Below are 26,659 nucleotides of genomic sequence, written 5' to 3'. Positions count from 1 at the left end.
AAGCGAAATGCCCGGATTATCCGGGCATTTTTTATAGGGTGGTCCGTACTTAGCGCATATTGATGGCTAAATCGCCGGGCAGCGTTTTTTGCATCCGATGCCAGATCTCGCCGCTGTTGTGGCCATAGGCGCGGACGATTTCGTACACTTTATCGTGCTGACTCTCTTCGCACACTTTCGCCAACTGGTGGTAGAAACCCAGCGCCAGGCTACGCGCTTCCGGATTAGCAAAATAGTGACGACCAATGCGGGTATACAGCCCCTTCATGCCGTTGAGGATCAGACCGTAGATCGGGTTGCCGGAGGCAAACGCCAGACCGCGGAAGATGTTGTAGTCCAGTTCGGCGAAAGCATCGGCATGATCTTCAACTTCACGCGCGGTAGCCAGGACCTCCAGCGCTTTGTCCGGGTGCTGGCGGAAAGCGGTACGAATAAAAATCGTTGAGATATTGGTTCGCACCGACAGCAAGTTATCAATCAGCTGCGGCACGCTATCGTGGTCGAGACGCGCCAGCGTTTCAAGGATATTCAGTCCGGAGGTTTCCCAGAAGTTGTTCACTTTCGTCGGTTTACCGTGCTGGATAGTCAACCAGCCATCACGGGCCAGACGTTGCAACACTTCGCGCAGAGTGGTTCGGGTCACACCAATCAGTTCAGAAAGTTCACGTTCAGCAGGGAGAATGGATCCAGGCGGGAAACGATTATTCCAGATACTTTCAATGATGTACTCTTCCGCGAAACCCGCAGGGCTTTGCGCCTTAATGACCATAATAAGATTTCCATTACACAGCGTTGCAAATTGCACTCATCATACCAGAGCAGCCATACGCCAGATAGCATCTGAAAGTAATTAAAAGGGGATCGCCGTTTCATTTTCAGCTTTTGCTTAACGCCTTCCATTACCTGTAATGCGCCGCGAAGAAAGTTGCTTACCTTTTTACTCAACTGGTAATCTTGCAATAGTTACGCATAAAATCATGTTGTTTGACGGAAGGACCTCTGTCGTGGAAATGTCTTATGGCCGCGCCCTGTGGCGCAATTTTCTTGGCCAGTCGCCAGACTGGTACAAGCTTCTCCTGATTATCTTCCTGGTGGTTAACCCGCTGGCGTTTTATCTTCAACCGTTTGTCGCCGGTTGGCTGTTAGTGGTGGAGTTTATCTTCACCCTGGCGATGGCGCTCAAATGCTACCCGCTGCTGCCTGGCGGCCTGCTGGCGATAGAAGCGGTGCTGATCGGTATGACCAGCCCCGAACATATTCGCGAAGAAATAGCCAATAATCTCGAAGTCCTGCTGCTGCTGATGTTCATGGTGGCCGGGATCTACTTCATGAAGCAGCTATTGCTGTTTATTTTTACTCGGCTGCTCCTCGGGATCCGCAGCAAGATGCTGCTGTCGCTGGCCTTCTGCCTGGCAGCGGCTTTTCTCTCCGCCTTCCTTGACGCGCTAACTGTTGTTGCGGTGGTCATTAGCGTAGCGGTCGGCTTTTACGGTATTTATCATCGCGTCGCCTCCGCGCGGCCTGATGATAACGACATGCTTGATGACAGCCATATCGATCAACACTACCGCGACGTGCTCGAACAGTTCCGCAGCTTTTTACGCAGCCTGATGATGCACGCCGGCGTCGGTACCGCGCTCGGCGGCGTGATGACCATGGTCGGCGAACCGCAGAACCTGATTATCGCCAAAGCCGCCGGCTGGCACTTCGGCGAATTCTTCATCCGTATGTCGCCGGTAACCCTGCCGGTAATCGTATGCGGCCTGATAACCTGTCTGTTGCTGGAAAAATTCCGCCTGTTTGGCTATGGCGAGCCGCTGCCAGTCCCGGTGCGCAAAGTCCTACAGAATTTCGACGACCGTAGCCGCCAGAGCCGCAGCCGCCAGGATCGGATGCGCCTTATCGCTCAAGGGATCATCGGCGTGTGGCTGATTGCCGCCCTCGCCCTGCATCTGGCGGAAGTTGGCCTGATTGGCCTCTCCGTCATCGTGCTGGCGACCACCTTTTCCGGCGTGACCGACGAACACGCCATCGGTAAAGCCTTTACCGAAGCGCTGCCGTTTACCGCCCTGCTGACGGTCTTTTTCGCCATCGTGGCGGTGATTATCGATCAGCATCTGTTTGCCCCGGTGATTGAGTTCGTCCTGCAGGCTTCACCGCACGCTCAGCTATCGCTGTTCTATTTGTTTAATGGCCTGCTGTCGTCCATCTCCGATAACGTCTTTGTCGGTACGGTGTATATCAACGAAGCAAAAGCGGCGCTGGAACACGGCGTTATCAGCCTGCAGCAGTTTGAAATGCTGGCGGTCGCCATTAATACCGGCACTAACCTGCCTTCCGTCGCGACCCCCAACGGCCAGGCCGCGTTCCTGTTCCTGTTGACCTCGGCGCTGGCGCCGCTGATCCGCCTCTCTTATGGCAGAATGGTGTGGATGGCGCTTCCCTATACCATCGTGCTCACGCTGGTCGGCCTGCTGTGCGTCGAAACCCTGTTGATGCCGGCCACCCAGTGGATGCTCAGCCATGGCTGGTTGACCACCCCAGTACTGCCCTAATTGCGCAGCCCGTTACCCGGGTTCCCCCCGGGTAACGAATATTCATTTACGTAATATTTTCCGACTAGCGGATGGCGTCGCGGTAGTTTTCGTTTACACTGCCATGATTTAGCATGTTCCAGGGAAATGATTATGTTGCAATACTTAAACCAGTGCTCAAGGGGACGCGGCGCCTGGCTCTTGATGGCGTTAACCGCTTTTATACTTGAATTAGTGGCGCTGTGGTTCCAGCACGTGATGCTGCTGCAGCCCTGCGTGTTGTGTATTTACGAACGCTGCGCTCTGTTTGGCATTATGGGCGCCGGTCTGGTGGGCGCTATCGCGCCGAAAACCCCGCTGCGCTATGTCGCGTTGCTCATCTGGCTATACAGCGCACTGCGCGGTCTGCAGTTAGCCTGGGAGCACACCATGATTCAGCTACACCCTTCTCCGTTCCAGACCTGCGATTTCGCCGCTCGTTTCCCGACGTGGCTGCCGCTGGATAAATGGCTACCGCAGGTATTCGTTGCCACCGGCGACTGTTCAGTGCGCCAGTGGGAATTCCTGACTCTGGAAATGCCGCAGTGGCTGGTAGGCATCTTTGCCGCTTATCTGGTCATCGGCCTGCTGGTACTGATCGCTCAGCCATTTAAAGCCAAAAAGCGCGATCTGTTCGGCCGTTAAGCTATCCTGCCAGATGGTAAACGCTCCTTCGGGGGCGTTTTTTGTGCCTGTAAGTTGACGACGCCCCTTTAAAGTTGCATATTAAATACATCTTATTTGCATCCACTAAGGAGCTTACTATGTCCCACCTGCGTATCCCGGCTAACTGGAAAGTCAAACGCTCCACTCCGTTCTTCACTAAAGAAAATGTTCCGCCAGCGCTGCTCACCCATCACAATACTGCCGCTAACGTTTTCGGTCAGCTGTGCGTAATGGAAGGCACAGTAACTTATTACGGTTTTCATGATGAGCAGGCTAGCGAACCGGAGATGAAAGTCGTCATTAATGCCGGGCAGTTCGCCACCAGCCCGCCGCAATACTGGCATCGTATCGAGCTCAGCGATGATGCCCAATTCAATATTAACTTCTGGGTTGAAGATGAAAGCCACGGCGAAGACGGCCTGTTCCACGCCAGGAAAAGCTAAGCCCCTCACGTGCTTGCGGTTGAAAATCGACATCCGGATGTTTAAAGTCGTTACCCGATAGGCTCGTCTTTCTTGAGTCTGAAATGGGATAAGTCACCATGAGCATAGTCTGGTATATGACGCTAATCTGCATTGTCGTCGCGTATTTGATGATGAGTTTCCTGCCCATCTGATCGCCGCAAGCAGTCATCGCGCCGGGGAGACCTGGCAGCTCGTCAACTCCCTCTCAGCCCGGCCACCGCGCCGGGTCTATTTTTATCTACATCTGCTTTACAAATATTCCTAAAGTTCCCCGCCCCCGCGCCGATGATGAAATGCCAAACGCACCTGGTGATGATGACTTAAATGTGGGGTTTCCGATGAGTAGAAACGGCTGGCGTTCTCTTAGTGTTGTTATTTTTCCATGCGCTTTATTGTGGGCGGGAATTATCTGGCTGGCATTAAGAATGATGGGATATTGATGCGTACAAAGAACCGGGCCGCGCAGGCAGGGAATGCCCGGTTCTGATATTTCAACGAGCTTACTGCGCCCAGTCTGGTTTATTTAAGACAGGCATCAGTTTAAAAGCAAGGTGCGTTGAAGTAATGCGGATGTAGTGTGTAAGCAATGCATTAGCGCAAGACGAATCGATGCCTTATGAGGTTTTGAGTTGTTTTGCGCTAATTTTTTGCCCCATACATGCCCCATTAAAAATTCTGCGAGCAGCTTTCCAGATTAAAAGCAACGCCGTTTACCTCTCCCCCATCCCATGTCATCCTCTTTCGCGTTAATCATGGATTTTCGGTGCGCACCACTCTTTCGTGATTCCCTTCTTTTTCAAGCTTACGGCTTCGTCCAGAACTCGTTTTTGACGCCTATACTTTCAGTCTGACCACTGGAGGTTGATATGTGCGGACGCTTTTCCCAGTCAATGACCCGTGAAGATTATCTGTCCTACCTCGCCGATGAGGCCGATCGTGACATCGCATTTGACCCGGAGCCGATTGGTCGATACAACGTCGCGCCCGGCACCAAAGTTTTGCTTCTCAGCGAACGCGACGAACAATTGCATATCGATCCTGTCTTCTGGGGTTATGCGCCAGGATGGTGGGATAAACCACCTCTGATTAACGCACGCGTCGAAACGGCGGCCACCAGCAGAATGTTTAAACCTCTATGGCAACATGGCCGGGCGATCTGCTTTGCTGATGGTTGGTTCGAATGGAAGAAGGAAGGCGACAAGAAGCAGCCCTACTTCATCCATCGTGCCGATGGGCAGCCGATATTCATGGCAGCAATCGGAAGCACACCATTTGAACGCGGAGATGAAGCAGAAGGCTTTCTGATAGTCACCGCGGCTGCAGATAAAGGGCTGGTAGACATTCACGACCGCCGGCCGTTGGTACTTTCATCAGAAGCAGCCAAGGAATGGATGAGACAAGACATAGGAGGGAAAGAAGCCGAAGAAATAGCTGCGGACGGTACCGTGTCAGCAGGCCATTTTACATGGCACCCTGTTTCACGTGCCGTTGGTAATGTGAAAAACCAAGGCTCAGAATTACTCGAAGCTATTGAGCGCCATTAAATTGATAACGTCCGCAACCATTCTAAAAGCTGTGGTTGGATAGCCAGAGACTCTCTAACAATAGAGAGTCATTTTGAATTGGCAGTTACACAAATGCTTACCAAACGCTATAATTGTATAATACTTCATCATGCAGGCACTAATCTATGATCAGGTTGAACTATAGGTATTATTTATTATTAACTATTTCAACATTTTCATTTTATTCGCTTGCCGATGATCGTTCATGTATCGGGGTCAGAACTCAATCAAGCATAGGTGGAAAAACTGTAGCAATAATCTCAAATAATTGTGGCAGTTGCAAAAGCGGAGATGTAAATATATACAGGGATAATCAATATGATAATCAAGGAACACATTTTAAAAATTTAACAAATGGCTCCGAGATGCCATTTGAATATTCGACGATTAAGCCTGGTTCATATTTCTATGTTGTTATGAACGTGCAGGACTGTAGCTCCCTCCCAAAACCACCTTCTACGCCACCAAGTGAACCGCACGTTCCAACACCAGTACCTGCCCTAGATTGTCCTGGTCCAGTTGAAAACACGTACCCCTTCATGCAAAGGCCAATAGCAGGACAATCACAGTTTCTAACTGTTCCCGCTTCAACTAAGACGGTCGAGCTCTGTGTATCTAAAGTTTCAGTTCCTGTAGTTGACCACGTTCTATGCACAGCAGATATTTTCCCTCCAAATATCAACGAGAATAAGTACAAGGAGATGTGGGTTTGTAAATCTGGAGAATATTGTGGCGGCCTTTATTTTTCTCATGGCTATGAGAAAGTCTTTACAGGAAGCAGCACCCGAAAGGATGGTGCATATTGGTGTGTAAACGCATCTATCGAAAACTCCTTTAAACCGTATCGTGTCTTTTTTACTGTTTTACCTAAGAAGTAACATCTTGAATTCATTTCTATTCTTATAGAGGGCATTATTATGAAACATAAATATTTTATATACTTGCTTTCATCATTATTATTTTTTAGTTTCAATTCTTTTTCTGAACAACCTAAAGACCAAATGTCGATTACTCAGCTTAAAGCGCAAAACGCTATCCTGCTTCATGCTCTGACTCCTGCGCAGAAAAAATTACTTATGCAGTCACCTGAAGTCATGCAATGCACACCACCTAATGATTGTAACTGCCGTGCCGGTGGGTACGGATATTGTACTACCAAAAAGGAATGTGATTATGTTCAGGGTACGTGCTACTGAATTATTAGGTCTTTGACTTGCTGTTCTGCATGATGGCATATGACCGAAGGTTTACTTTGCGCATGTGCAAAGTATGGATCTGTCGCATTAAGCTGGCGTCAGGTAACATGTTGTTTTTTTGATGTTACCTGACCATATTTCCATTTCGTAAAGCCTTATTAAGTATCTATGTAATCCGAACCATTTACTTTTAGATATCTTCCTACTAACTAAGTTGTTAGCTCATGAAGGACTTAACTTGCTACAGAAACAGCAATGATACATTTCATATTAATGGATGAATTACCTTACTTCGAGTAAATCACTGTATCTTGTGGTATATCTAGGGGAAAGCATTTCTCTCTTCATCTGCCAGGTGGCCTGGATCCCCTGCCCAGCAAAATAGAGAGTTCCCCTCCCATCCTTTGCGTTGAGGTGGTCGAGAACTTCCATCAGCTTCTCGCTGTTCTGCCTTGGCGCATTATCATCGAACAGGTTCAGTTGCGAGACACCCTGGCTATAGAAATCACCGAGCATGATCCCCGCTTTCTGATACCGATGCCCGTCGACCCATATCGCATCCAGGCACTTTACCGCCGCATTGATGATATCCCGGCTATCCTGCGTTGGCGTCAGCAACTTAATGGATCCGCTGTTACCGTAGTATTTTTCATTCAGCGCAAAGGGAGATGTCTTCACAAAGGTGGAAATGTAACGACAGTACTGATGCTCTCCACGAAGTTTCTCTGCACCTCTGGCCGCATATGAACATATAGCCTGGCGCATTTGTTCATAGGTGGTAATGCGCTCCCCGAACGACCGGCTGCAGACAATTTCCTGTTTCACTGGAGCAAACTCTTCCAGCTCAAGACACGGCTCGCCACGAAGCTCCCGGACGGTTCTCTCAAGCACCACGTTGAAGTGTTTGCGGATAAAGCGGATATCCGTATCAGCTAGCTGCAGGACAGTTTTTATCCCCATAGCCTCAAGCTTTTTACTGATGCGGCGGCCTACACCCCACACCTCATCAACCGGAAGTAAAGCCATCAGTTTGCGCTGCCGTTCCACATTCGACAGATCGACAACCCCGCCAGTGGCTTTCCATGTTTTCGCCGCATGATTGGCGAGTTTTGCCAGCGTCTTTGTTTGTGCGATGCCCACGCCTACCGGCAGACGGGTATTGCGGTAGACGGTATCTTTCAGCTCATGTCCGAACTCTTCCAGCACACGGCAATTACGCACACCAGTGAGATCGCAAAAGGCCTCGTCAATGCTGTAGATTTCAACTCTGGGACACATTTCCTCCAGTGTCGTCATGACCCGGTTGCTCATGTCCGCGTAGAGTTCATAGTTTGAACTGAAGCAAACCACGCCATGCCGGCGGAACTGGTCTTTGCATTTGAAGTACGGATCCCCCATCTTGATACCAAGTTTCTTGGCTTCGGCAGAACGCGCTATCACGCACCCATCGTTATTGGACAATACGACAACTGGCTTCCCTCGCAGATCCGGCCTGAAAATGGTTTCGCAGCTCGCATAGAAGCTGTTCACATCAACCAAAGCAAACATCACATCACCGGGCAGTCATCAAAGCCAGCTTTGCTGATGATGTGGGTCACCACACCTATCAGCTCTACATTCGCGAGCGCATCCCATTCCATGCCTTCTCCATCCCTGACAATAAAGGCACTCCGTAAATCTGATTGCTTGACCATGACTCCCCCCCGCCTTGACACTGTATAAATATACAGTATAACTAAAAATGAAAACAACCACGGAGAACTAGTTATGGCATCTTTAACCGACGATAACCTACGCAATGATTTGTCCTCTACAGAAACTGGAAAAGGGGCATCACTAGTAGCACTCGAACAGGGTGGAAATACACAACAGGCGATTCGGTACATCACACCTCAGATGAAGGGGGCATATGCAAACGGCACAAACTATGATACGGATGCAATGATTGCGTGCCTTGGGACCGGGAAGGAAGTGAGGTTAACTGGCGAAAAGTATGTCTTCGAATGTAACAAAATTAACTTGCCTTCAGGCGCCAGAATATATCTGGAAGCTGGAACCGAAATTAAATGGGTAAATAACACAGGGATTAGCGGAGGCGGCCAGCAGGCTTGGGGATTTAAGGCTCAAGAGGTTGCTAACATACTTATTTCAGGGGGTACTTACCTTCACGATGATGACACTATGGTTGTCCTCGCGGTGCAAAGTGGGTGTGAATCGATCACGATTGAGAATGCCCTTTGCTATGGACCACGTTTGCTTGATGTTATGGATGGCAATAACACCTATGAAGGAAGCACAAACGCAACACGCCCTAAGAAAATTAAAGTCCGTTACGTTGATGGCTTCGCCCAAAGTCGATTAACTAGCGGTTCGTTTATTCAATTCCGTTATACCGATGGTGGCGGTGCTGAAAACGTGAATGTCGAAGGATATTTTTATGGAGGAATGTTTTGGGGGGGTGATTCAAACTTCGAAGTTAACGGTGAGGAGGGAAATGAGAGAAAGTGCAAGAACCTGACCTTTCGTGAAGTTAATTGCCATACCGTTTGGGCCGGGGTTTGGGGGTCTATGGGTGATAACATCCTTATTACTGGCTGTCGAGCACAATCCATTGATCCGACTCATTGCGACGTTGGCTTCGATTTTGAAGGGTGTATTAACAGTCGTATCGATTCTTGCTATGCAAAGAACTGGGCGAATGGTGGCATAGCTACTTTTTTCTACAATAACCAGATATCTATAACTAACTGTGATGTTATTGTTGATAACGAATACTCACGCATCGCTAGATTTTATAACTCAGCTCAAAATGGAAAAGCCAAAAATATTGTAGTGGAAAATAACCGATTTTATGGGGACGGAATTGTTTCGGCAATAGTCCAAATGGGGGCAGCTGATAATTTTATTTTTAGAAATAACGTGTTAACGAATGTTCTTGTGTGGCTGGTAGCCAACAATAACGGATACCTTAACATTTCAGGTAACAACTTCAATTATACGATAACCCCTTATAATAACTTCAATAACTACGGTATTTATGCAATGCTTTCCGTGGGAGGGTTTCATGCTGGCGGTAACAATTCAGCTGGAACTCAACCAGCAGCAAGAGCATCTATTACAGAGAATACATTCTCTACCATTGTTAACTTTCCTGGTGAATCATATGCACTATGGTTACTCCATGTTAGTTCGAGGAATAGTTCTACTGCTCATATTGAGGGTGGAGGTACTTTAAGCAATGGTGTAACAGGAGATATATGCTTTGTAAATGGAAGTACGACACCTACTATCGGTTTGAACTTCAGCGTAAAAAATTTTGTTTTCTTTAATAAATCGTGGGCAACAAAAGTTATTAACTCTGCGACTCTTTACCCAAAGGGGATTGTTAAAGGATTCGACCAGTTTGATCGTGTATGGCCCAATACCATAACAGATAATGTCCTTTATGCTAACACTTGGTTCGAAGTACGTCAGGAGTTCGAATTACTTACCCCGACAGATACTAAACTAGGTGATGTAGTAAAAATAGCAGGAATTGGCACCAATGCAATAACCAGAGCATATTGAGAGGTAAATAATGAATTGGTTCGACGCAATGAAATATCTTGGGGACGGTGAAAAAGTATTTTCCTCACGCTTGCCGGATGGGAGTTATATTGTCAGCTGTACAAAATATGAAGGCGGTTTAAAGCTGGTACAAAGAAATGGGTCCATTGAACCCTGGAGACCATCAGGAGCTGATCAGCTTTCTGAAAGCTGGGAATTAAAAGATAACTGAACAGATTGACAATCCTAGGAAAAAGATGATGATGTCTTCTGTTCGTTCCCAATATTGTGTTACTACTATTTTGTAGCTACATGGAATAAAACTTTAGCAAAAGCGAAGTGAATAACCTGCAGCATAGCCTGCTGCAGGTCCGCATATCATCAGATACTTTTACCCAGCCCGGCATAATAGCTTTTGTAGGCCCGGTAGATAGTCGCCATTTCCGTATCAGTGATAGCCCGACTAAAAGCCAGTACAGCCATTACCTGACCCGTTACTGTAGTGCCATGGTCAAGACTGGCGCCAATATAAATATTTCCGGTGATTGACGGTGAAGGCGCTGTGCCATTCGTCACCAGCGCATGCTGACCCGTTATCGGCAAGTCAGCGTGGATCCCGACCCGACCAGTACCGTCATTTGTCACCGTTCTGGAGACAGAGAAAATACCATCTGGCGCGGCAGCTTCTGCCGGCGCTGAGTCCAGCACTGAAAACCATGATGCACCGGCGGAGTTCAGCCATAAACCGCCTGGTTTATGCGTAGTTTCAAACTCATGGCACCGTGACCGTTTCGGCGCAGCAACCTGCATCACCCCAACCACGTTAAACTTGCCTCCTGGATTGTTCGTTATTCCGATAAAGGTCATATCACTGTTGGCAAAGGGGGCAATACTGATCCCCGTATCAATGTATGCCGTCTCATTAAGTGATGCGGCGTAGCTGGCGATTGCTGGCGAACCCACAACCGTCATATCCTCACCAACGCGATTGCGTGCCAGCGAGCCGGTTGTCCCGTCAACGTCCCACTGGAGGATCATGCCCGGTACCAGGTCAGGTAAACTAGTGATAGGGAAAGCAATCTGACCAAGAGAACGGCTGGCCGTCACGGTACCATCGATATAAACGCGGGTAGTTGTCATTGTTACCTCAGAGAGTTTTGTTAAAAGCGACCAGGTCGTTGTAAAGCGGAAGGTTTGATACAGGTGAAATATCAGTGGCAGAGTCCCTGATACATCCCCTGCTGCCAGTCGTTGCGCCCGGCATATTTGCCCGGTTACCCACGTAGGCATAATTCACCGCGGTTGCGGTACCCGTTTTTGCGATTCGAATGGTTCTGCCCGCGTCAATGGTCACCCCTGTGATGGTGGCGCCGACAAGACGGAAACCATAGTTACCCGGATCGGATACCCTGACGGTATCAATCACCGCATTTCCGACACCGCCAAGCAGTGGAATGACCACCTCTGTTGAAGTCTGGGTGATGTTGGCATCATCAGGGCGAAGCGCCAGCACGCTACCCGTATTCAGATACTGAGCAATTGAGACACCGGCAATTTCCCCATCAGTCCGGTAGCCATTGCTGGACAGATGGTCTTTATCGACATACGGCCGCGCATACTGCGTTCCCGTCAGGATAAATTCTTCGTTATCACGACAAATTTCATACTGTGCATTGCCAATGACGAGATTAACGTCAGCGCCCGCCGCCCCCGCCTGAACGGTAGCGTTACTGAACTGCTGAACAAACATCTTCAGTGACTGATCGCCGTCGTCGGTGAGGGAGTGGAGATAGCTTTCGTAGTCCTGACGAAGACTGATCATCAGGCTTTTATAGGTTTCCGCACTGGTGTTGTTTACCGCGTCCGCATTGCCGTGAATGAACAGCATATAAGGCTGGTAAGCCATTCCGAGACTTCTGGCAATTTCATACCCTCGCTGCATCACCAGTTGAGTCGCGATGAAAGAGGCGGTCCCTTTCGAAATATTCGCCAGTGATGTGCCGGACGCCCCGGTAGCTGAAACAAGACAGGTCACACCGCCCTTTTCAAAAAGGCGCTCGCCAAGGCCACTGCAGTCTGATTCCTGAGATCCAGCCTTACCGATGTTTTCCACAGCTGGAACCAGGTACTGCAAATCGGACAGCGCGACTGATTTCTCAGCGTGTGCGCTGTCATATTTTGAACCGCCATTGAAAATCACCGCCCCGTATGGGTATCTGGCCGTTGTCGTTACGGGAGCCTGAACCACAGATGCCGCGCCAACAGAGAGCGACTGTCCAACAAGCATGATGTGAACCAGCTCAGCGCGCCCCTGCCTGATGCGTGAACGCCCATCAGTTTTGATGCGGTGAAGATGATAGTCACCGCTGCCGCCCTCCCGCGAAGCGAATTTCACAAAATAACTGTTATCAACTGCACGGAACGTAACCGGTCCGGTATTCCCCCCGTCAGTCGTGATGTCAGTATTCGCCCCTTCAGGTGAAATAAATTTGAGGTTTCCGCTTACTTCAATTGCCATTCCGCCATCGGCAGATGCAACCGGCTCGCTCTGGTCTGCTCCGCTATCTCGCAGATCTATAACCTCACCATTACGCTTAACGATTTTGAAGATTTCGCCATTAATATCGGCGTGGACTTCTGCATAGTCAGGGTAGTCAGCAGAGAAGAAAGTATTGAACCGAAGCATTCCCACGCTGCCATCTTCTGACAATGACAGCACTGAAGCGCCTGATGCTCTTGACTGAAACACTGAGCCATCAGCTTTCTGAACCTGCTCAATACTGCTGCCTACCATCACAGCCGGGAACTGTGATGTTCCGTCCTCAAGGCGCTGATAGGTTACATTGCCATTCTTATCTGTTGCCATCTCAGCTATCCCCGGAAACCCTGTCACGTTTTTTGCATTGCTGTCGAAAATGAAGTCGACCTGTTTTTGCAAACCGTAAACAAAATCACTCGATGGGTAGCTTTTGCCCGTTCTGGTAGGCACGCCATTGATACTCTGCCAGACATCAGCAACATTATTTTTATCGTTAGACCAGACAAAATAATAAGCCATGTTTGGTATTTCACCGGATGCAATAGCGGCGCTGGCCTCTGCTTCTGTCCATGGATGACCGAGAGGCTCTATATTTGCGAGAGCGCCAGCCCACGTATAGCGCTCCACTCCGAGCCTGTCGATATACGTTTTGTTATCAGACGAGACAATCTCATCCATTTTTGCGCCGGCAAATACAGCATCCCTGATGTCCGTACTTGGCACCGGGTTCTGCGTTGGAGTCGGTAACGGTGTTGCCATTGTGCTTGTCGCCCTATAAATGGCGCACGAAAGCCTCAGAAATTAATCTGATGTGGTGCGCGAAGGTTGAAGAGTTACTGCTGTATGTTACGGATAAATTGCGTCTGAATATTCGGACAGGGTCAGTGTCTGGGTGTAATCGCCATTGGGTTTGGCAGTTTCAACGCGCCAGATGGACGAGTTTAATTCAGTGTCTGTTGCAATGAAGTAGCGGCTGGCTACCTGACAATCGCTGCCATTGTAGATATTCAGGTCGAAAGCATCTGCAGCGGCCTGGAAAGCTTTTGCATTTCCCGCTACAGGATATGCGCGCCAGCGACCGCGGAAGTTACCAAGGCTATCCGTCATCACCACCCACATGTCACCCAGTGAAAAATCAATACGCTCTGAGGTCGTGAAGATGTCCCCATCACGGCCCGTTAGATAGCCGTTCTGCTGCTTATTGTCGTACATGTCAGGACACTGGACGACGGCGCCGCGAACCACCTGCTCAGTTTCCAGAACCTTGACCGTCATGCTTAGCCGCGAATACAGAAGGCGCTGAGCCTCAAGCCATGCCCGATCCAAAGCCTGAGTACGATTACGGCAACCATCCAGGCTAATCTGGCTGGCATTGACGGTTGCATCTTCAACTTCCCTGATTCCACCTGCGTCGATTTGCAGGTAGATATAAGATTTCTTATTGGTGAGCGGGTCGACATAATCAACCGTGACGCCGTCATATCCTCCTGGCAGCGACATCTGCCATGAAACCTTATATTCGTCAAAGAACATGTTTGAGCGCGCAAATACCGCATCAGGATAGCTGACCTTTTCATCGCGCCAGAACGTCAACACATCACCGATATTATTTCCATCCACCCTCGCCGCATTGCAGATAGTCCGGATCCGCTCACCGAGCGACAACTTCTCATCTGAAAAGGTGTAATCGAAATAGCCGAGTTCCGGAACCGTTATTGAGTCAGCAATCGCGTACAGCGTAGCGACATCGATGCTTGAAACATCCTGCTTACCGATAACTATCCACTCATGCAGTGCAGCGTCTGCAAATGAACGGCTTGGGCGCAGCGTGTAGTCAATCTGGCCGGTCGCCCGGTCATAGCTGATGGTATGGCGCTCTGCGAGCATGTTGTATTTCTGCTCGCGATTGCTGTTGCTATTGTTGCTCCCCTTGATGGTCACTCTGGCGATCGTATCGTCAGGATAAACAACATTGACGCGGGTATTTACCGCGTGAATCGCCATCAGAGTGACGACGTTGCTGTCGTTGCTGTTATCCAGCCTCTCAATTGTGACCGCATAGCGCCCTGTCCCGGCTGCAGGGGTAAATTTGTGCGTGGTTCGGAAGTTACGTGTCGAGACCTGATAATCGTTATCGAAGAAGTAATCATACTGCTCTGCCGTTCCGGGGATCTGGTTGTTATTCTCGTCAACCTTCCAGAACCGGATCCGATAGCGCGTCGTACCCGCCGTGGCACCTAACTGAACCATCGCATGAACCCAGATTTGAGAAGACTCAAGGGGAGAGACCGAAGGGCCTATTACCAGCGGCGTCTGATCGTTCAGGGTAAACAGAGTCAGATTTATGGTCGCGTTAGCGGGTAAAGTGGTGATTTCTCCGGTCATGTCACCCAGATAAAACGTGGTGTATGACTGCGTGTCTTCACCAATATAGCTCTCTGAATAGACAATATTCCCGCTGCCGGTGACATTCCTGGTGACGGGGTTTCCGCCCGAGTTCCATGTTGCATTAATCTCGAAGGTAACCGGATGCGGTACAGCAAGCGCAGCAAAGTATGAGAAATTGTCGTCATTGGACAGCACCGTCGCTTTAAGCTGATTGCTCTCAATGCTCATTGCGGTCGGCGTGGATGTGGTCGCTGTCTGCGCCGGGAAATCCTCACTCTCATTCAGCCCTGGCACTTCTTCGTTATCGATATCATCGAACTGATATCCAACGTCAATAGTGCCTATCGTCGCGCCAGGATCAAAAATCTGGTAACTGGCGCCGGCCAGACTCCCCAGATTCGATTCTGAATACCGGACAGAGGAAATAGTGTATTTTCCCAATCCCACTTCAAACCATTCGGTAATGTATTTGTTGTTGTCGATGAACTCGAACAACGCCTGCTGCGTCAGATCCGGAAACACCCTACACTGGCCGTAAATGTTCGGTCGCCCTTTGTACAGTCTGGCGCGGTTAGTTTGTCCGGTGGCGTCATTATTTGGTGATTCGCCGGTCGAAATTGATGGAGCAGATGCATTTTGTTGCCCGGTGATCCCCGCCAGCACCTTTTTGGTAAAGCGTATCGGGTTAAGGTGGTCTACCGGGTTGAGCAGCGTCTTCAGCAGGCCGCCGCTCTCTGGCTGGTCAAAAACCGCTACAACATCGCCGGCTCGCAACTTAAACGACAAATCAAAATCATCGTTCAGCTCACGACCATTCAGCCGCACCTTCACGTTATTGTGCAGCCTGAGAGAATCCAGTAATGCGATCAACTCAGTTCCCGGCGTCGTCGTTCCATATTGTTTCGGCGCGCCAGGCAGGCGCTGGAGCTCATATCGAACCATGAACCAGATACTCCACTTTGTTGAATTTCTTCGCCAAGATGACCATGCTGTCAGCGCGTACAAAACCGAACTCACCGCGGGAATGCAGGCATTTAACCGGATCCAGCATTACGCCCACGTGAACAGGACGATCAGCGTAATAAAACACGGCCAGGCAGCCAGGCGACGCCACCGGCACCGCTCGCCAGTGAGCTGATTCCGCTGAGTAGCAGGTGATGAAGTCGGCGCCCGATTCGTAGCCGGGGATATGATGCAGCTCCAGACCGAGCACATGCCGGTAATACAGCACAACCAGCCCCCAGCAATCCATCTGCTCAAAACAACAGGCACGGTTAACCCACGGCTTGCCATTCACAAGCCGGATAAATTCGCTCTGCGTCATACGGTAATCAGCCCTGGATAATCTTTCGTGGTGAAAATAATTGTATTAGGCAGCGTCAGCGGATTGGTCTTACCGGAATTAACGGCGACGTTTGTGCCGTCGGCGCCAACATCCTTCACAAACAGTGACCAAGTCTTCAGAGGCTCAGTATCACCGATCATACTCCATTGCTGATATTTGCAGGTTATCGCCGTCATCCTGGCGGCACCTGTCCATGCTTTTAGTGTGTTTCTGACCTCTTCTGCCCCCTGCAGGAAGGTGATCCCCATAGTGATGATGGCAGACCCGTTCTGCGTGGGCTCGGTGATATCAAACGCAGCAGGTTGATACAGGTTTCCGCCGAACGTCGCTTCACGAAACAGCTTGTTCACCACGCGGTAATAACCAAAAGCAGGGTGATAGAACTCGATGGTCTGTTTGATATCACTCGCCGGCCGCCGCTCCTTCCATTCGCGCAATGTCGTCATGAATTACCCCATGGATATTTCGGCATGATCTCCGTAACAAGCAGGTCATAGAGATATTCGGTACCCGGAGCCATGCCGACGATCCAGTCGTCGTATTGCTCGGTATAGTCACTCATGCCGTTTGACAGAACCGTCGCCGTCCAGGTCACCACTCCGCCATTTTTGCTGGTTTGCACCGGCATGTTGATGAAGTGAAGCGTCTGCAGCTGCGGCCCGTAAGTGTCCCCAAGATCTATCCGCATCTGGAACCAGTTACGCCCGCGGTCACAGTACGTCGGCGATCGTAGCCAGGACTTAAACACTTCCGCCTGCTTAAGAGTGAATATCCACTGAAGCGTCCAGGTTGTTTTCAGGTCCGTCGTAAACGGGGTGAATATTGCTGGCCCGACTGCCGGCTGCGTTGTCTGCCAGCCGGTATCCTGCGTCATGTTCTGGCTGGGACGCTGCGGAAGAGGAAGAAATTCCGGGTATGAAACTGTTGCCACGTTTCCTCCGGGCATTAAAAAACCCGCCGGAGCGGGTTGGTTTTAGTAATCGCCATTGGCCTGCCGGCGAAGGCCGAACGTGTCCTGCATCTGAGAGGACATCGGGCCGCCGTTCTGCATATCGGTGATAAAGGTTTCGATAACCAGTTGCCCGCCGTTCTGGCTGCTGCGGGTATCGACATTGACGCCATTTGCATAGTTGTAAACGTTGTTCACGACCTGCAGTGCTCCTCCGCCACTGCCCTGCAAATCCTTATTGCTGATGACAGAGCCATTATCACCGGGGATCATGTACTGACTGCCGTTACTGGCGCGATAGATTTCAGGCATACCGCCCTCACCTACCTGGTACATTGAGCCCGCCGATACCGGACCACCGTTCTTACGTTTACCGGCCAACGATGAGCCAACAGCCAGCGCAGCTACCAGGGCGCCGAGGCCAATAGCAACCGCGCCGCCGAACGAACCAATCGACGCCACAAGCGCCGCCGGCGTCCATGCTGCAGTTGTGGCCGCTGCCGAGGATGTACTGGCGGCCGTGGTCGTTGCCAGAGAACTGACTTGCGTAGCAGTGGTGGCGGCTATAGCCGCTTGCTGGGTAGTTGCCCCCAAAATAGCAGACTTAGCCCACTGAACTCCCATTTGCACAAAGGTATTAATTACCTCGTTCAAAATGGTATTCCCAATTGAACGCAATGCATCAGAGGCCGCCATGCTTCCTGTCACTATGCCTGTTAATGCATTACTAGCACTATTAGCAAAACCATCAAACGCCGCCGCTGCCGCTTGTGTCGCAGTGGTTTGCTGCGCCCACTCTTGCCACATAGCTGCTATGCGCTGGTCTCGATATTGCTTTTCAATAGAGGATCTAGCCGCCTCAGCCTCAGCTATTTTTTGAGGGTACATTTGAGCGTACATTTTGATATCAGCAATATCCTGCTGGTACTGAGTATCTAGCCCTATAACCCTACTGGATTTATTCTGAATTGAACTAAACTTGCTTACCGCATCAGCACGTTCTTTTTCAGCTTTGGCCTGTTCGCGCAACGCTTTTGCGTTGTCCCAAGCTTTTGCTGCATACTCTCCAGCCAAAGCAATTTGTTCTTGCGATGCCGCTTTGCCCAAAGATTGCTGGGCATTTAGGATTGCTTGAGCTCTTGAGAGTTCAGCGATGCTACTGGCGGACAGTTCTGCTTTGCTTTTTAAATCCGACAACCTTTCCGTAATTAATTCTTGTGCTCTAGCGTACTGCTCAGCCTCTTTCTGTGCTGCGGACTTCCCCCCCTTGGCCTTACTTTGCGAAGTGGTCGATACAGCTTTTATCTCAATAGGCTTGGTGTTTTTCGCCACCTTTTGCGCTGCGTCCCAACCGGCGCGGGATGCCTTTTCCCAAGCATCTGCAGTTAACTTTGCTGATTTCTGCTCATTTTCTTTCTGCCAATCGCCAACCCCCAACCATCCCCAAGTCCTTGCTCTTCTTGCATACATTTCAGCTTCAGATCTAAGGTCTGCGATTTGTTGACTTGCAGTCGCAGCCTGACCAGTTAATCTGCCTATTGCTACAGCCAAAGAATCGATCACTAAGACCATTCCGTTACTTGCCCCTGTAGCCTTATTTAGATTATCCACCATTGTTAGGAATGAATTAGTTAATGATGTATTGGCTTGAGACAAAGTCCTTGGTAGTTTCTCGAACTCGGTATTAACTAAAACGGTCTGTTTCTGAATGGCGTTTAGAGCATCCTGCGCCGATAATTTTCCTTCGAGCATCAATTGGCGAAGCTCTCCCACGCCAATTCCCATTCCTGCAGCAATCTGTCGCGCCAACTCCGGCATTTGTTCAAGTATTGAGTTAAATTCCTCAGCCCTCACAGTCCCCGAAGAAATCGATTGACCGAATTGTCGAAGAGCATTCGTCATTTCCTCTGAAGAAGTGCTACCTATACGACCAATTTTCTGCAAAGTTTCTGTAAGTTGAATAATTTGTCCGTTTGATGCCCCTGTGTCACGTAATGCAGTACTAAGCGATTCCCATAATTTTGTCGTGTCCTGTATAGACCCGCCTGTCGATGAGCTAACTCGCATGAGACTTTGCATGGTTTGAGAGGCAGATGATGCACTTCCAGTTAATCTTTCAACTCTCGCATTTAACTGACTCATATTATCTGCAGCAACAAGGAATGCTCTTCCCCAATCAACGACAATAGATGCAGCAACAGCTCCAGCGACTTTATTAAGGCTTGTTTGCAGTTGTTCAAATTTTTTCGAGGCATTATCGGCGCTGTTACCGATTGCGTTTAATGATTTGTTAGCCTGTCGCTCTCCAATCAAAAGCTTAGCGGTATCAGCTTCGATTTCTATATAAAGGCTACCTACTTTTTCACCTTGCGACATATTTTCTCCAGGCAATAAAAAACCCCGTCAATGCGGGGCTTAAATCAGTTCATCATTGTTTACGGGACTCGCTTAACCCTTCCAAAGTGGAAGTTTGCTGTGGAGTCATACATCACCCCATTAGAGAACATAAACACATAAAGTTGATTTCCTGTGTATCCGCCATAACTGTTTTTTGCATTAACCTGCACACCGACAACTTGGCCATATGTCACACCTCCACTCGTCGAAGAAAGGGAGCCATCCTGCGAATAACCTTTGAATGGAGGTTCAAACGTATATCGAGCAGACTCCGGGTCTTTCAGAATAGATGCCATGTGATTTTTAATTTGTTGCTGATAGTCATTCGGCAAAGTGCCGTAATTTGCAGTGGATATTTCCACTTGAGAAGGTGGCTTAGGTGCGCAGCCTGCAATGACAAACGACGAAGCGGCCAATACTGCCGCCATCAAAACCTTTTTCATATCCCTATCCCCATCAGTAAAAGTATGAAAATCGTAGCAAATCAAACACATTTAGTCTGCCCATCCTTCCGCCTTTTTCTTTTTGAGAAGATCTTCCAATGCCTTTGCTTCCTTCCGCTTCTTAAGGATCGTCGTGTATTGCCTATAACCATGATGGCCAGGAGCAAAGAATTTTCCATTATCGTACATGCCCTGATTGTTCTTCATGGCAGACATAGCTAACGGGGCGAGGGCTATTTGTTGCTGACAGTAATGAATGACCTTCTCGAGGTTATTGCCTGTATCGCGCAGTTTATAGTGCTTCTTAATTTTCTCTTGAAGGTCAAAGTGGATCTTTAGAATCACATCATCAGGCAACCCCCGAAGCCCCTCGAGCCACTCTTCTTCTGTCATATCCCTATCCCCATCGATTAGTTTGGACAAATCCTAGCAGGGATAGAGGGTAACGACAAAATCCAACCATTCGAACGCTATTTCCCATAACAAAATTCAAGCTATAGTAGACTTTTCTTGTGCCTGAGCAAAAAACACTTACGGGATTGAAGATGATCAAACTTGAAAGGGAAAAGCAAAAAGAGCTTCTCCAGATACTGTTTAACGCCTACCCAAACCATATGCAGAACAAAGCATATGTTGAGTTGAAATCAATGTTTGATAGTGATGACACCTTTGTAGCAAACCTGCTTTACCTTGAAGAGCACGAGCTGATTCACAGCGGGATACGGCATCATCTGAGCGGCTATAGCATAAATCCCGGAGCAATCATGATCACTGCTAAGGGCATCGACTTCATTCAACAGGACGGTGGCCTCTCTGCAATCCTTAACGTGCAGACAATCAAGTTTCATCGTGACGCCGTAATCGTCCTGGAAGACCTCATTGCCATGTCTAATATGACAAATGAGCAGAAGGAAAAGGCCAAGTCGACTCTAGGCGAAATGTCTACTGAAGCTCTAAAAACCGTGGTACAAGCTGCGACGACTGCCGGGATATCAGTGCTTTTCGGTAAATGAGCCGGAATCTGAAAGCAAAAAACCCACCTAAGTGGGACATCCAAATACCACGGATTTGTGGGTTTCATGCTTCGGTAAGCGCGCCAGGAAAACCGGGCAATGCCAACTGACCTTGCTTGTCCAGTTTCTCAATGCGTGAAAGTAACTGGGGCTTCTTCTCTTTCCCCCACCGACGCAGCAGGCGACCCGACATACTGGCAACATCCTTCTCTTTCATGAACTCCAGCATGACGGCGTTACGCTCTTCTTCAAACTGGCGCCGACCAACCTGAAGCATCGCGTACATCCAGTTAAAGGCGTTGATGTAGGCGATCTTGATGCGCATAGCCTCTTTTTTGGTGTAGGACATAACCAGAAGCATTAACCCATCTTTGCGGAGTCTATAGAACTTCTGCGGCTTCCCATTCTGTAACTCATTGTTTTTATAGCAAAGCTCAAAGTTGAGTTTTGTATCAAACTCTGGGGGACAGGCCTCGATAGTTCGCTCGATGTCGCGAATTACGTTTTTAGGCAACTTTCCAAATGCCTTCGCCACCATAAACGAGTCAGTTACCGGGTCGTTATCGGCCACAAAAATCAGATCACGGAAGTCTAATCCATTAATTACTGTTGGATATTTCATGTCGGTCTACCTTTTAGTGATGAACCTTGTCGCACAGGAAACCGGCCCACAGAAGGCACCGACAGCCGCCGGCATCCTCAAGGGTCATCCTGAAAGGTTCTGTGTTGAATGCGCGTGCGAAGCGCGTCTGAAGTGAGGCTGCAATAGCCGACCACCATCGAGCGGATATAAAAAAGCCCCGGACTTTGCCGAGGCTGATTCATCTGATTTTGCTGGTTTGTTCCTGCTGCATTAACGCCTGCCAGCGCCGATCGTCATCATCCATAACTGCGTTGTACTCTTCCCGGGTAAAACCTTTCTGGTTCGGGTACTTCGCATTGAGCATTAAGGCGAACTCAGTCATTGTGAGGTTTTCAGCCTCTTCCCGGCTTATACCAAAATGATTGCGTGCAGCCATGATGTAATCTGTCGCGCGAAATTCTGATGTGGTTTCATTCGACTCGTAGCGCTGCAACTTGCGCACTTTCGCCTTGCCAATGATTCCATGCATCATCAGATTTTGAGCAACGATGATCATTTCCGGCGCCGGCATCGTTCCAGGACGCCACATAAATCCCCGCTTGCGTGACTTACCCGGCTTCATCCATCCGACCAGTTCCCCGATATCGTCATCGCAACAAGCAGTAAGAACGGTATGGGCAGCCAAAACTGCTTTACGGTTCAGAAGTCCGCTCTGGATGTATCGCAGAACGCAATCAGGCAGGCGGCTGTACTCATCGCGGATATATACCTGAGCCGCCTGTTGAATTAACGGTGTCGCCTCATCGTTACACAGGTCATAGAACGTCTGGACGATTTCGTCCGGCTCGCCGATACGCGCCATATTTCGGAAGGAGGGACGAAAGAAGTACTCATGGGTATCAGTGCCGATGACACATTCGCCTAATTCTTTAATGGGGGTCATAGTCGCTCCATAAACAGTATCAAGGGCGCGTAAACGCCCTTTGTACTATTCACGAACTGGCTTGTGCTTAGTTGATTGTCACTGTACAGGCGATAGAGGTGATCTTCGCCGGTGTCGCTGCCGAATCAGTCACCTCACAGGTATAAACCCCGGCATCGCCGGCGGCTGCACTGGCTTTGTTAAAGGTCGCTGTAGTCTGGCCACTTACAGTAGAACCGTCTTTTTTCCATACGTAAGTGTACGGAGCAGTTCCACCGTAAACCGCTACTGGCATATTAAGCGCAGATCCCGCGGTGACCGTTTTCGTTGCAGTCAGGTTGGTTGTGAAAGCCAACGCCGGGCCAGCAACCTCAAAGACGACAGTATCGGCATCGTAGACTTTCCACTCCCCGGAGAAGGTGGAAATATCTGAAGTACCGAAGTCACCAGACCATGAAGTGGTGTTGAAGTAGCCCATGATATAAGTGCCAGCGTCTTCACCAGTGAAGTCAAAGCGCACCCAAATCGTCGGCTGCCGGCCAGCCTGCACTTCGTCGAAAATGTATTTCGAAATAGCGATGGCGCCGATCTCAGTTGTTTTGTCCTGTTTACGGAATTCACCTTCACCGGAAATGGTGAAGTCCATGTTGTTCACCAGGTTCTCAACCAGTCCTTTCGTATCGTCAGCTTCCGAGTTGACGGTATTCATGGAGTAGTCAAAGCCTTTTGTGGTCATAGCCCCGAGACGCTTCCATTCGGAAAGCGCCGGAACGGTATCAGCACAGCCATAGGCCATACGTAGCACCGCAACCTTACCGATTAGCTTACCGGTATCATTCTGGCAGCCCTGCATGTGTACCTCTCAAATAAAAAAGGCCGCCAGAAGGCAGCCTGATGGGTGAATCTGGCGATCACTCGCCGTATGTACATGAAACAAGCAGCCGGGTGACTAACCGGCCCTCTTCGGTTGGTATAGCCGCCGGAACATTGCCGACAAGCCGAAGCGCGCCGACGCACTCATCAGCTCCAGATTGCGCGCTAATATATTCAACTATGGCGTTAACCGCGGAGTCAGCGCCATCCGGATCAGCTTTCGAAGAGATTACATCGACCATCACATACCAGTCGCCGCCGAGGTCATAAGTAATATCGGTGCCGCCGGAAGGCCGGAATACGATGAACTGGTCAGCATCTTTCCCGGTGTCACGCCACTGTCGCCATTGAACCTTAAAGCCGGCAGTCAGACCTTCGCTCTCAAACAGATCCTTCAGGCGCATATACATCGGAGGTGTCATAGCGAAAGCTCCTTCTTAACCGCAGCGTCTATCTGGCTACGGGTATCTTCGAAGCCCTTCGTTAAGAACTCCTTACGGGCTGTTGCTCGCGTGAAGTTCTGTTTCACTGCTGGGTCGTGAACATAAACCGCATAGTTTGCGGAGTAACCGACGCGCCCGGTTACCCTGGTGCCGTTAGTAATGATTTCCCTGAACTGGCTGTTGATGAGCGTATTCGTATCGATCGGAGTGTAGAATGATGCCTGCGCGCCACCAATGATCATCGCCTTCTGGATGGCACTTACAACCTTTCGTCCACGCAGGTCTTTGATGATGCGATCGAGGTTGGCCTTGGCCTGGCGAATTCCTCTCACTTTCACGCCCATAATCAGACTCCCGTAATCAGTGCGAAATCGTCCGCCAGCCGCTCGAAGGTGTCGGCGAACTGGACGATCTGCCGTATCTCATCAGCTTCATCCGGTGGCGCCGCATCGGTTGACGCGCCAATCAGGATGTAATCGCCCTCCCGCGCCGTTGCATACTCGGTCCATATCGTGTTTTTAACCACGATCTCCCGACCGAGGTCACCGATTTTCGCGGATAGCCCGCCCTGGTAGTCACAGAGAATAGCGTTCGGTGCTTCCCATCCGTACGGCTGACCTCCGCCGTCGGTATCACTACCGTCAGCATCGCGTATGCGCCGCCAGATTGTCGCTGTCGCGGTATAAGACCAATTGGCAATCGAAGACATCAGTCATCCCTCCATCGCAGCACAACGGAACCCGTGGCGCGTATGCGGTCGCAGTTGATGTACCACTCGCCATTGGATTTGACGTACGCCGTCGTTTGCTGTCCGGTATCGGTCATCACCCAGACACGGACGAATGACCGCGGATGGCGCTCTTTGACGGATATCCATTTCATCAGCAACCACCAACGACCATAAACAGGCCTACGCTATTACCAGCACTAATTGGGAGTTCACCAGTGCAGCCACTGGTATCAAGCCGGGACAGCGAGTCGCGCAACCAGGTGATGCTGTCAGCACCGTAATCGAACGAACGCGACGCTCCTGATGGCGCCCCCTGCGATTTTATTCGCCGGGCACCGGAAGACGTCGCCATGAGCGCAGCGGCATACATCAGGATGAGCTTTGCCGTGCAGTCGTCATATCCCGCACCATCGAGGCACGGGATAATCTTGTTCACCACGCAGATAATCGGATCCAGTAGCGCGCCGGGAATGGAATAACCCAATTCACCGAGGAATGCCTGCGCGTCTGCCGCTGTGATTGGGTCAGCCATGGTTATTTCGCCTTCTTGGTTGCTTCCGCCAGTGCGGCTTCTGCCTCTTCAGCGCGTTTGTTCGCCGATTCCAGCTCAGCCGCATGCACCTGCTTCAGGTGCTCAAGGGCGTCAGAATGCTCTTTGTCTTTTGCATCCGCGTCTGACTTCGCCTGCTTCAGCTGCTCAAGGGCGTCATTGAGTTTTGACTGCAAATCAGATGCACCGGATGCCACAGGCGCAGACGGTGTAGCCACTTCAAAGACGAGCTTCTCCCCCTTCTTGTCAGTTGATTTTTCCACCTTACCCTGCTCGATCCACTTTTCAGCGATCGAGTCATCGACGTCATAAACCTGTCCAGCCTCCAGCTTTTGAAAGCTGGCACCGGCAAAGAGGTTTGCTACCAATACCTTTACGAGTGCCATGTTGTTTCCTTAGCTCGAAGCGTGAATAACAGAGTAGTTGCCGTTGATGTCCTGCTTAACCATCAGGCCAGCAGCTCCCCAGGTACGCCAAACGTAATCTGAGTTGTAGAACTGACGCGGATCGGCGACGGTACCAAATGCCTGGCCGACGATAGGAGCAATCACGCCAGCTTGCAGCGGCACGATTACGATTTCGTTGCCGGTTAGCTCAGCATCTTCTTTGATTGCCGAGATGCCTGACAGTTTGGAGATCTCTTCCAGCACGGTGCGGAGAGAGTTCACATCAAAATACTGTTCCCAGTTGGACATGATTTCGCTGGAGACGTACCACGTCTGCTGACCGTACTGCATATTTTGCAGCTTGAGGACGTCACGCAGTGCGATCGCCGCGGCACGCATGGCTTTCGGGTCGGTGCTGGTTGCGAAGTTAACGGTCAGTGTCACCTGGGCCACACGCTCATCGTGACGTAAACCCTTCCAGGTCTTGTCATCGAATTTGATGTAGTTACCGGCTGCGTCACGGAAGCCTTCCCAGATGTAGTCCACATACTGGCGACGTACGTCATCGACAGAACCCGCCTGAGCATCGGCCAGGGATGAAAGCGCAGAGCCTTTATTGAATACCGGATCGCGCCAGTTAAACTTAAAGCCGCTGTCATGGATCGGCACCATGGTGCCATCGAAGGTGTAAGACTTCGCATCCAGCGCAGCACCAATCTGACCAGACATGGAAGTGTGCGCCCAGCCACGGCCGCCGGTGCGAGCGTACTCGTACACAGACTCTTCCAGGCGAACAGAGCGAGACAGCGGCATCAGGTCGTTCAGCAGCGTGAATTCTGTGTTCGGTTCGAATTGCTTCAGCACGGTCTGGTCATAGGCCTTGTACAGACGGCGGATGTCGTCGACTGCGTTTACCGCATTCAGCTCTGGTGTATCTTCTGCATCGCCACGCCATTTAGTTCGCGCAATAAAGTCAGCCGCAGCCTGAGCACTGGCATTGCGCGCGGCGGAGAGTTTTTTGAATTGAGAGGAGTTAACCTCGAGGTTCCCGGTTTCGGTGGCCTGTTTAGTGGAGAATACAAACATTC

Annotated in this window: 29 protein-coding genes; 8 read left to right on the top strand and 21 right to left on the bottom strand. The window is 50.0% G+C overall.

Translation table 11 applies throughout. The features are described from left to right. Nucleotides 1-49: 49 nt before the first annotated feature. Nucleotides 50-769 carry a fatty acid metabolism transcriptional regulator FadR gene (gene fadR / locus PGS10_RS14685; protein WP_045390428.1) on the bottom strand — a complete coding sequence of 240 codons (720 nt, stop codon included), beginning with the start codon at nt 767-769 and terminating at the stop codon, nt 50-52. Nucleotides 770-1,004: 235 nt separating this feature from the next. On the opposite strand from fadR, the gene nhaB reads away from it, so the two are divergent. From nhaB to PGS10_RS14660, 5 genes are all read left to right on the top strand, one after another. Next, nucleotides 1,005-2,555 carry a sodium/proton antiporter NhaB gene (gene nhaB, locus PGS10_RS14680; RefSeq protein WP_316423162.1) on the top strand — a complete coding sequence of 517 codons (1,551 nt, stop codon included), beginning with the start codon at nt 1,005-1,007 and terminating at the stop codon, nt 2,553-2,555. A gap of 132 nt (nt 2,556-2,687) precedes the next feature. Next, on the top strand, nt 2,688-3,218 hold the full coding sequence (gene dsbB / locus PGS10_RS14675) for a disulfide bond formation protein DsbB (protein ID WP_015705844.1): 531 nt from the start codon (nt 2,688-2,690) through the stop codon (nt 3,216-3,218). A gap of 119 nt (nt 3,219-3,337) precedes the next feature. Further along, entirely contained in the window at nt 3,338-3,682 is a 345-nt protein-coding gene (locus tag PGS10_RS14670; RefSeq protein ID WP_045390422.1) for a DUF1971 domain-containing protein, read from the top strand. 887 nt (nt 3,683-4,569) lie between these two features. Then, the gene (locus PGS10_RS14665) at nt 4,570-5,247 is read left to right on the top strand and encodes an SOS response-associated peptidase (protein WP_316423161.1); all 678 of its coding nucleotides are present in this window, start codon (nt 4,570-4,572) and stop codon (nt 5,245-5,247) included. Between the two features lie 146 nt (nt 5,248-5,393). Then, the gene (locus tag PGS10_RS14660; RefSeq protein ID WP_316423160.1) at nt 5,394-6,146 is read left to right on the top strand and encodes a hypothetical protein; all 753 of its coding nucleotides are present in this window, start codon (nt 5,394-5,396) and stop codon (nt 6,144-6,146) included. A 600-nt stretch (nt 6,147-6,746) separates the two neighbouring features. On the opposite strand, the gene PGS10_RS14655 is transcribed toward PGS10_RS14660, so the two are convergent. Together PGS10_RS14655 and PGS10_RS14650 are read right to left on the bottom strand one after the other, a co-directional pair. Beyond that, nucleotides 6,747-8,012 carry a Y-family DNA polymerase gene (locus PGS10_RS14655; protein WP_316423159.1) on the bottom strand — a complete coding sequence of 422 codons (1,266 nt, stop codon included), beginning with the start codon at nt 8,010-8,012 and terminating at the stop codon, nt 6,747-6,749. Next, on the bottom strand, nt 8,012-8,158 hold the full coding sequence (locus tag PGS10_RS14650; protein WP_316423158.1) for a hypothetical protein: 147 nt from the start codon (nt 8,156-8,158) through the stop codon (nt 8,012-8,014). Before PGS10_RS14650 ends, PGS10_RS14655 begins: the two co-directional genes overlap by 1 nt. A gap of 73 nt (nt 8,159-8,231) precedes the next feature. Between PGS10_RS14650 and PGS10_RS14645 the strand changes: the two genes are divergently transcribed. Both PGS10_RS14645 and PGS10_RS14640 read left to right on the top strand, forming a co-directional pair. Further along, a complete protein-coding gene (locus tag PGS10_RS14645) occupies nt 8,232-10,031 on the top strand; it encodes a hypothetical protein (protein ID WP_316423157.1) in 1,800 nt (599 codons plus the stop codon). A 10-nt stretch (nt 10,032-10,041) separates the two neighbouring features. Beyond that, nucleotides 10,042-10,242: a hypothetical protein gene (locus PGS10_RS14640; protein ID WP_316423156.1), complete on the top strand. Its 201-nt coding sequence runs from the start codon at nt 10,042-10,044 to the stop codon at nt 10,240-10,242. A 149-nt stretch (nt 10,243-10,391) separates the two neighbouring features. Here the strand turns inward: PGS10_RS14640 and PGS10_RS14635 are convergent, their stop codons facing one another. From PGS10_RS14635 to PGS10_RS14595, 9 genes are all read right to left on the bottom strand, one after another. Then, on the bottom strand, nt 10,392-11,150 hold the full coding sequence (locus PGS10_RS14635; RefSeq protein ID WP_316423155.1) for a hypothetical protein: 759 nt from the start codon (nt 11,148-11,150) through the stop codon (nt 10,392-10,394). 7 nt (nt 11,151-11,157) lie between these two features. Next, entirely contained in the window at nt 11,158-13,227 is a 2,070-nt protein-coding gene (locus tag PGS10_RS14630; protein ID WP_316423154.1) for a hypothetical protein, read from the bottom strand. 168 nt (nt 13,228-13,395) lie between these two features. Next, a complete protein-coding gene (locus tag PGS10_RS14625; protein ID WP_316423153.1) occupies nt 13,396-15,879 on the bottom strand; it encodes a host specificity factor TipJ family phage tail protein in 2,484 nt (827 codons plus the stop codon). Beyond that, complete coding sequence (locus tag PGS10_RS14620; protein ID WP_087860619.1) at nt 15,866-16,261, bottom strand: NlpC/P60 family protein; 396 nt, start codon at nt 16,259-16,261, stop codon at nt 15,866-15,868. Before PGS10_RS14620 ends, PGS10_RS14625 begins: the two co-directional genes overlap by 14 nt. After that, on the bottom strand, nt 16,258-16,728 hold the full coding sequence (locus tag PGS10_RS14615; RefSeq protein WP_316423152.1) for a hypothetical protein: 471 nt from the start codon (nt 16,726-16,728) through the stop codon (nt 16,258-16,260). The genes PGS10_RS14620 and PGS10_RS14615 overlap by 4 nt, the downstream gene beginning before the upstream one ends. Next, the gene (locus PGS10_RS14610; RefSeq protein ID WP_316423151.1) at nt 16,725-17,213 is read right to left on the bottom strand and encodes a hypothetical protein; all 489 of its coding nucleotides are present in this window, start codon (nt 17,211-17,213) and stop codon (nt 16,725-16,727) included. The genes PGS10_RS14615 and PGS10_RS14610 overlap by 4 nt, the downstream gene beginning before the upstream one ends. Nucleotides 17,214-17,255: 42 nt before the next feature. Further along, entirely contained in the window at nt 17,256-19,607 is a 2,352-nt protein-coding gene (locus PGS10_RS14605; RefSeq protein ID WP_316423150.1) for a tape measure protein, read from the bottom strand. Nucleotides 19,608-19,666: 59 nt separating this feature from the next. Then, nucleotides 19,667-20,071, bottom strand: a complete 405-nt coding sequence (locus tag PGS10_RS14600) for a hypothetical protein (protein ID WP_212769681.1) — start codon at nt 20,069-20,071, stop codon at nt 19,667-19,669. Nucleotides 20,072-20,122: 51 nt separating this feature from the next. Continuing rightward, on the bottom strand, nt 20,123-20,464 hold the full coding sequence (locus PGS10_RS14595; RefSeq protein ID WP_316423149.1) for a hypothetical protein: 342 nt from the start codon (nt 20,462-20,464) through the stop codon (nt 20,123-20,125). Between the two features lie 152 nt (nt 20,465-20,616). Between PGS10_RS14595 and PGS10_RS14590 the strand changes: the two genes are divergently transcribed. Beyond that, entirely contained in the window at nt 20,617-21,084 is a 468-nt protein-coding gene (locus tag PGS10_RS14590) for a hypothetical protein (RefSeq protein WP_316423148.1), read from the top strand. A gap of 64 nt (nt 21,085-21,148) precedes the next feature. Here PGS10_RS14590 and PGS10_RS14585 read toward each other — a convergent pair whose 3' ends face one another. The 9 genes from PGS10_RS14585 to PGS10_RS14545 form a co-directional block, all read right to left on the bottom strand. Continuing rightward, entirely contained in the window at nt 21,149-21,706 is a 558-nt protein-coding gene (locus PGS10_RS14585) for a Rha family transcriptional regulator (RefSeq protein ID WP_316423147.1), read from the bottom strand. Between the two features lie 199 nt (nt 21,707-21,905). Further along, a complete protein-coding gene (locus PGS10_RS14580; RefSeq protein WP_316423146.1) occupies nt 21,906-22,610 on the bottom strand; it encodes a DUF6246 family protein in 705 nt (234 codons plus the stop codon). A 67-nt stretch (nt 22,611-22,677) separates the two neighbouring features. Beyond that, a complete protein-coding gene (locus PGS10_RS14575) occupies nt 22,678-23,442 on the bottom strand; it encodes an immunoglobulin domain-containing protein (RefSeq protein WP_316423145.1) in 765 nt (254 codons plus the stop codon). A 58-nt stretch (nt 23,443-23,500) separates the two neighbouring features. Next, nucleotides 23,501-23,884 carry a phage tail termination protein gene (locus tag PGS10_RS14570; protein WP_316423144.1) on the bottom strand — a complete coding sequence of 128 codons (384 nt, stop codon included), beginning with the start codon at nt 23,882-23,884 and terminating at the stop codon, nt 23,501-23,503. After that, the gene (locus PGS10_RS14565; RefSeq protein ID WP_316423143.1) at nt 23,881-24,249 is read right to left on the bottom strand and encodes an HK97 gp10 family phage protein; all 369 of its coding nucleotides are present in this window, start codon (nt 24,247-24,249) and stop codon (nt 23,881-23,883) included. Before PGS10_RS14565 ends, PGS10_RS14570 begins: the two co-directional genes overlap by 4 nt. 2 nt (nt 24,250-24,251) lie before the next feature. After that, a complete protein-coding gene (locus PGS10_RS14560) occupies nt 24,252-24,614 on the bottom strand; it encodes a hypothetical protein (RefSeq protein ID WP_316423142.1) in 363 nt (120 codons plus the stop codon). Nucleotides 24,615-24,786: 172 nt separating this feature from the next. Next, a complete protein-coding gene (locus PGS10_RS14555; protein ID WP_316423141.1) occupies nt 24,787-25,167 on the bottom strand; it encodes a DUF7370 family protein in 381 nt (126 codons plus the stop codon). 2 nt (nt 25,168-25,169) lie between these two features. Next, entirely contained in the window at nt 25,170-25,571 is a 402-nt protein-coding gene (locus PGS10_RS14550) for a hypothetical protein (protein ID WP_316423140.1), read from the bottom strand. 9 nt (nt 25,572-25,580) lie between these two features. Beyond that, nucleotides 25,581-26,657, bottom strand: coding sequence for a major capsid protein (locus tag PGS10_RS14545; protein ID WP_316423139.1), 1,077 nt, complete (start codon nt 26,655-26,657; stop codon nt 25,581-25,583). Nucleotides 26,658-26,659: the final 2 nt, after the last annotated feature.

The sequence above is a fragment of the Klebsiella sp. 141153 genome (assembly GCF_032601995.1).
Classification (GTDB): Bacteria; Pseudomonadota; Gammaproteobacteria; order Enterobacterales; family Enterobacteriaceae; genus Klebsiella; species Klebsiella aerogenes.
The sequence above is the reverse complement of the archived record's forward strand: the minus strand, read 5'-3'. Positions and strand labels throughout refer to the sequence as shown.

Bases quoted from the DNA above. Each gene is read 5' to 3' on its own strand.
- PGS10_RS14615 (WP_316423152.1), bottom strand. From the start codon at position 16,728: ATGACGACATTGCGCGAATGGAAGGAGCGGCGGCCGGCGAGTGATATC.
- PGS10_RS14570 (WP_316423144.1), bottom strand. From the start codon at position 23,884: ATGACACCTCCGATGTATATGCGCCTGAAGGATCTGTTTGAGAGCGAA.
- fadR (WP_045390428.1), bottom strand. From the start codon at position 769: ATGGTCATTAAGGCGCAAAGCCCTGCGGGTTTCGCGGAAGAGTACATC.
- PGS10_RS14660 (WP_316423160.1), top strand. From the start codon at position 5,394: ATGATCAGGTTGAACTATAGGTATTATTTATTATTAACTATTTCAACA.
- PGS10_RS14670 (WP_045390422.1), top strand. From the start codon at position 3,338: ATGTCCCACCTGCGTATCCCGGCTAACTGGAAAGTCAAACGCTCCACT.
- PGS10_RS14575 (WP_316423145.1), bottom strand. From the start codon at position 23,442: ATGCAGGGCTGCCAGAATGATACCGGTAAGCTAATCGGTAAGGTTGCG.
- PGS10_RS14605 (WP_316423150.1), bottom strand. From the start codon at position 19,607: ATGTCGCAAGGTGAAAAAGTAGGTAGCCTTTATATAGAAATCGAAGCT.
- PGS10_RS14590 (WP_316423148.1), top strand. From the start codon at position 20,617: ATGATCAAACTTGAAAGGGAAAAGCAAAAAGAGCTTCTCCAGATACTG.
- PGS10_RS14635 (WP_316423155.1), bottom strand. From the start codon at position 11,150: ATGACAACTACCCGCGTTTATATCGATGGTACCGTGACGGCCAGCCGT.
- dsbB (WP_015705844.1), top strand. From the start codon at position 2,688: ATGTTGCAATACTTAAACCAGTGCTCAAGGGGACGCGGCGCCTGGCTC.
- PGS10_RS14555 (WP_316423141.1), bottom strand. From the start codon at position 25,167: ATGGCTGACCCAATCACAGCGGCAGACGCGCAGGCATTCCTCGGTGAA.
- PGS10_RS14565 (WP_316423143.1), bottom strand. From the start codon at position 24,249: ATGGGCGTGAAAGTGAGAGGAATTCGCCAGGCCAAGGCCAACCTCGAT.
- PGS10_RS14580 (WP_316423146.1), bottom strand. From the start codon at position 22,610: ATGACCCCCATTAAAGAATTAGGCGAATGTGTCATCGGCACTGATACC.
- PGS10_RS14545 (WP_316423139.1), bottom strand. From the start codon at position 26,657: ATGTTTGTATTCTCCACTAAACAGGCCACCGAAACCGGGAACCTCGAG.
- PGS10_RS14585 (WP_316423147.1), bottom strand. From the start codon at position 21,706: ATGAAATATCCAACAGTAATTAATGGATTAGACTTCCGTGATCTGATT.
- PGS10_RS14550 (WP_316423140.1), bottom strand. From the start codon at position 25,571: ATGGCACTCGTAAAGGTATTGGTAGCAAACCTCTTTGCCGGTGCCAGC.
- PGS10_RS14625 (WP_316423153.1), bottom strand. From the start codon at position 15,879: ATGGTTCGATATGAGCTCCAGCGCCTGCCTGGCGCGCCGAAACAATAT.
- PGS10_RS14620 (WP_087860619.1), bottom strand. From the start codon at position 16,261: ATGACGCAGAGCGAATTTATCCGGCTTGTGAATGGCAAGCCGTGGGTT.
- PGS10_RS14665 (WP_316423161.1), top strand. From the start codon at position 4,570: ATGTGCGGACGCTTTTCCCAGTCAATGACCCGTGAAGATTATCTGTCC.
- PGS10_RS14560 (WP_316423142.1), bottom strand. From the start codon at position 24,614: ATGTCTTCGATTGCCAATTGGTCTTATACCGCGACAGCGACAATCTGG.
- PGS10_RS14650 (WP_316423158.1), bottom strand. From the start codon at position 8,158: ATGGTCAAGCAATCAGATTTACGGAGTGCCTTTATTGTCAGGGATGGA.
- PGS10_RS14600 (WP_212769681.1), bottom strand. From the start codon at position 20,071: ATGAAAAAGGTTTTGATGGCGGCAGTATTGGCCGCTTCGTCGTTTGTC.
- PGS10_RS14655 (WP_316423159.1), bottom strand. From the start codon at position 8,012: ATGTTTGCTTTGGTTGATGTGAACAGCTTCTATGCGAGCTGCGAAACC.
- PGS10_RS14630 (WP_316423154.1), bottom strand. From the start codon at position 13,227: ATGGATGAGATTGTCTCGTCTGATAACAAAACGTATATCGACAGGCTC.
- PGS10_RS14640 (WP_316423156.1), top strand. From the start codon at position 10,042: ATGAATTGGTTCGACGCAATGAAATATCTTGGGGACGGTGAAAAAGTA.
- PGS10_RS14595 (WP_316423149.1), bottom strand. From the start codon at position 20,464: ATGACAGAAGAAGAGTGGCTCGAGGGGCTTCGGGGGTTGCCTGATGAT.
- PGS10_RS14645 (WP_316423157.1), top strand. From the start codon at position 8,232: ATGGCATCTTTAACCGACGATAACCTACGCAATGATTTGTCCTCTACA.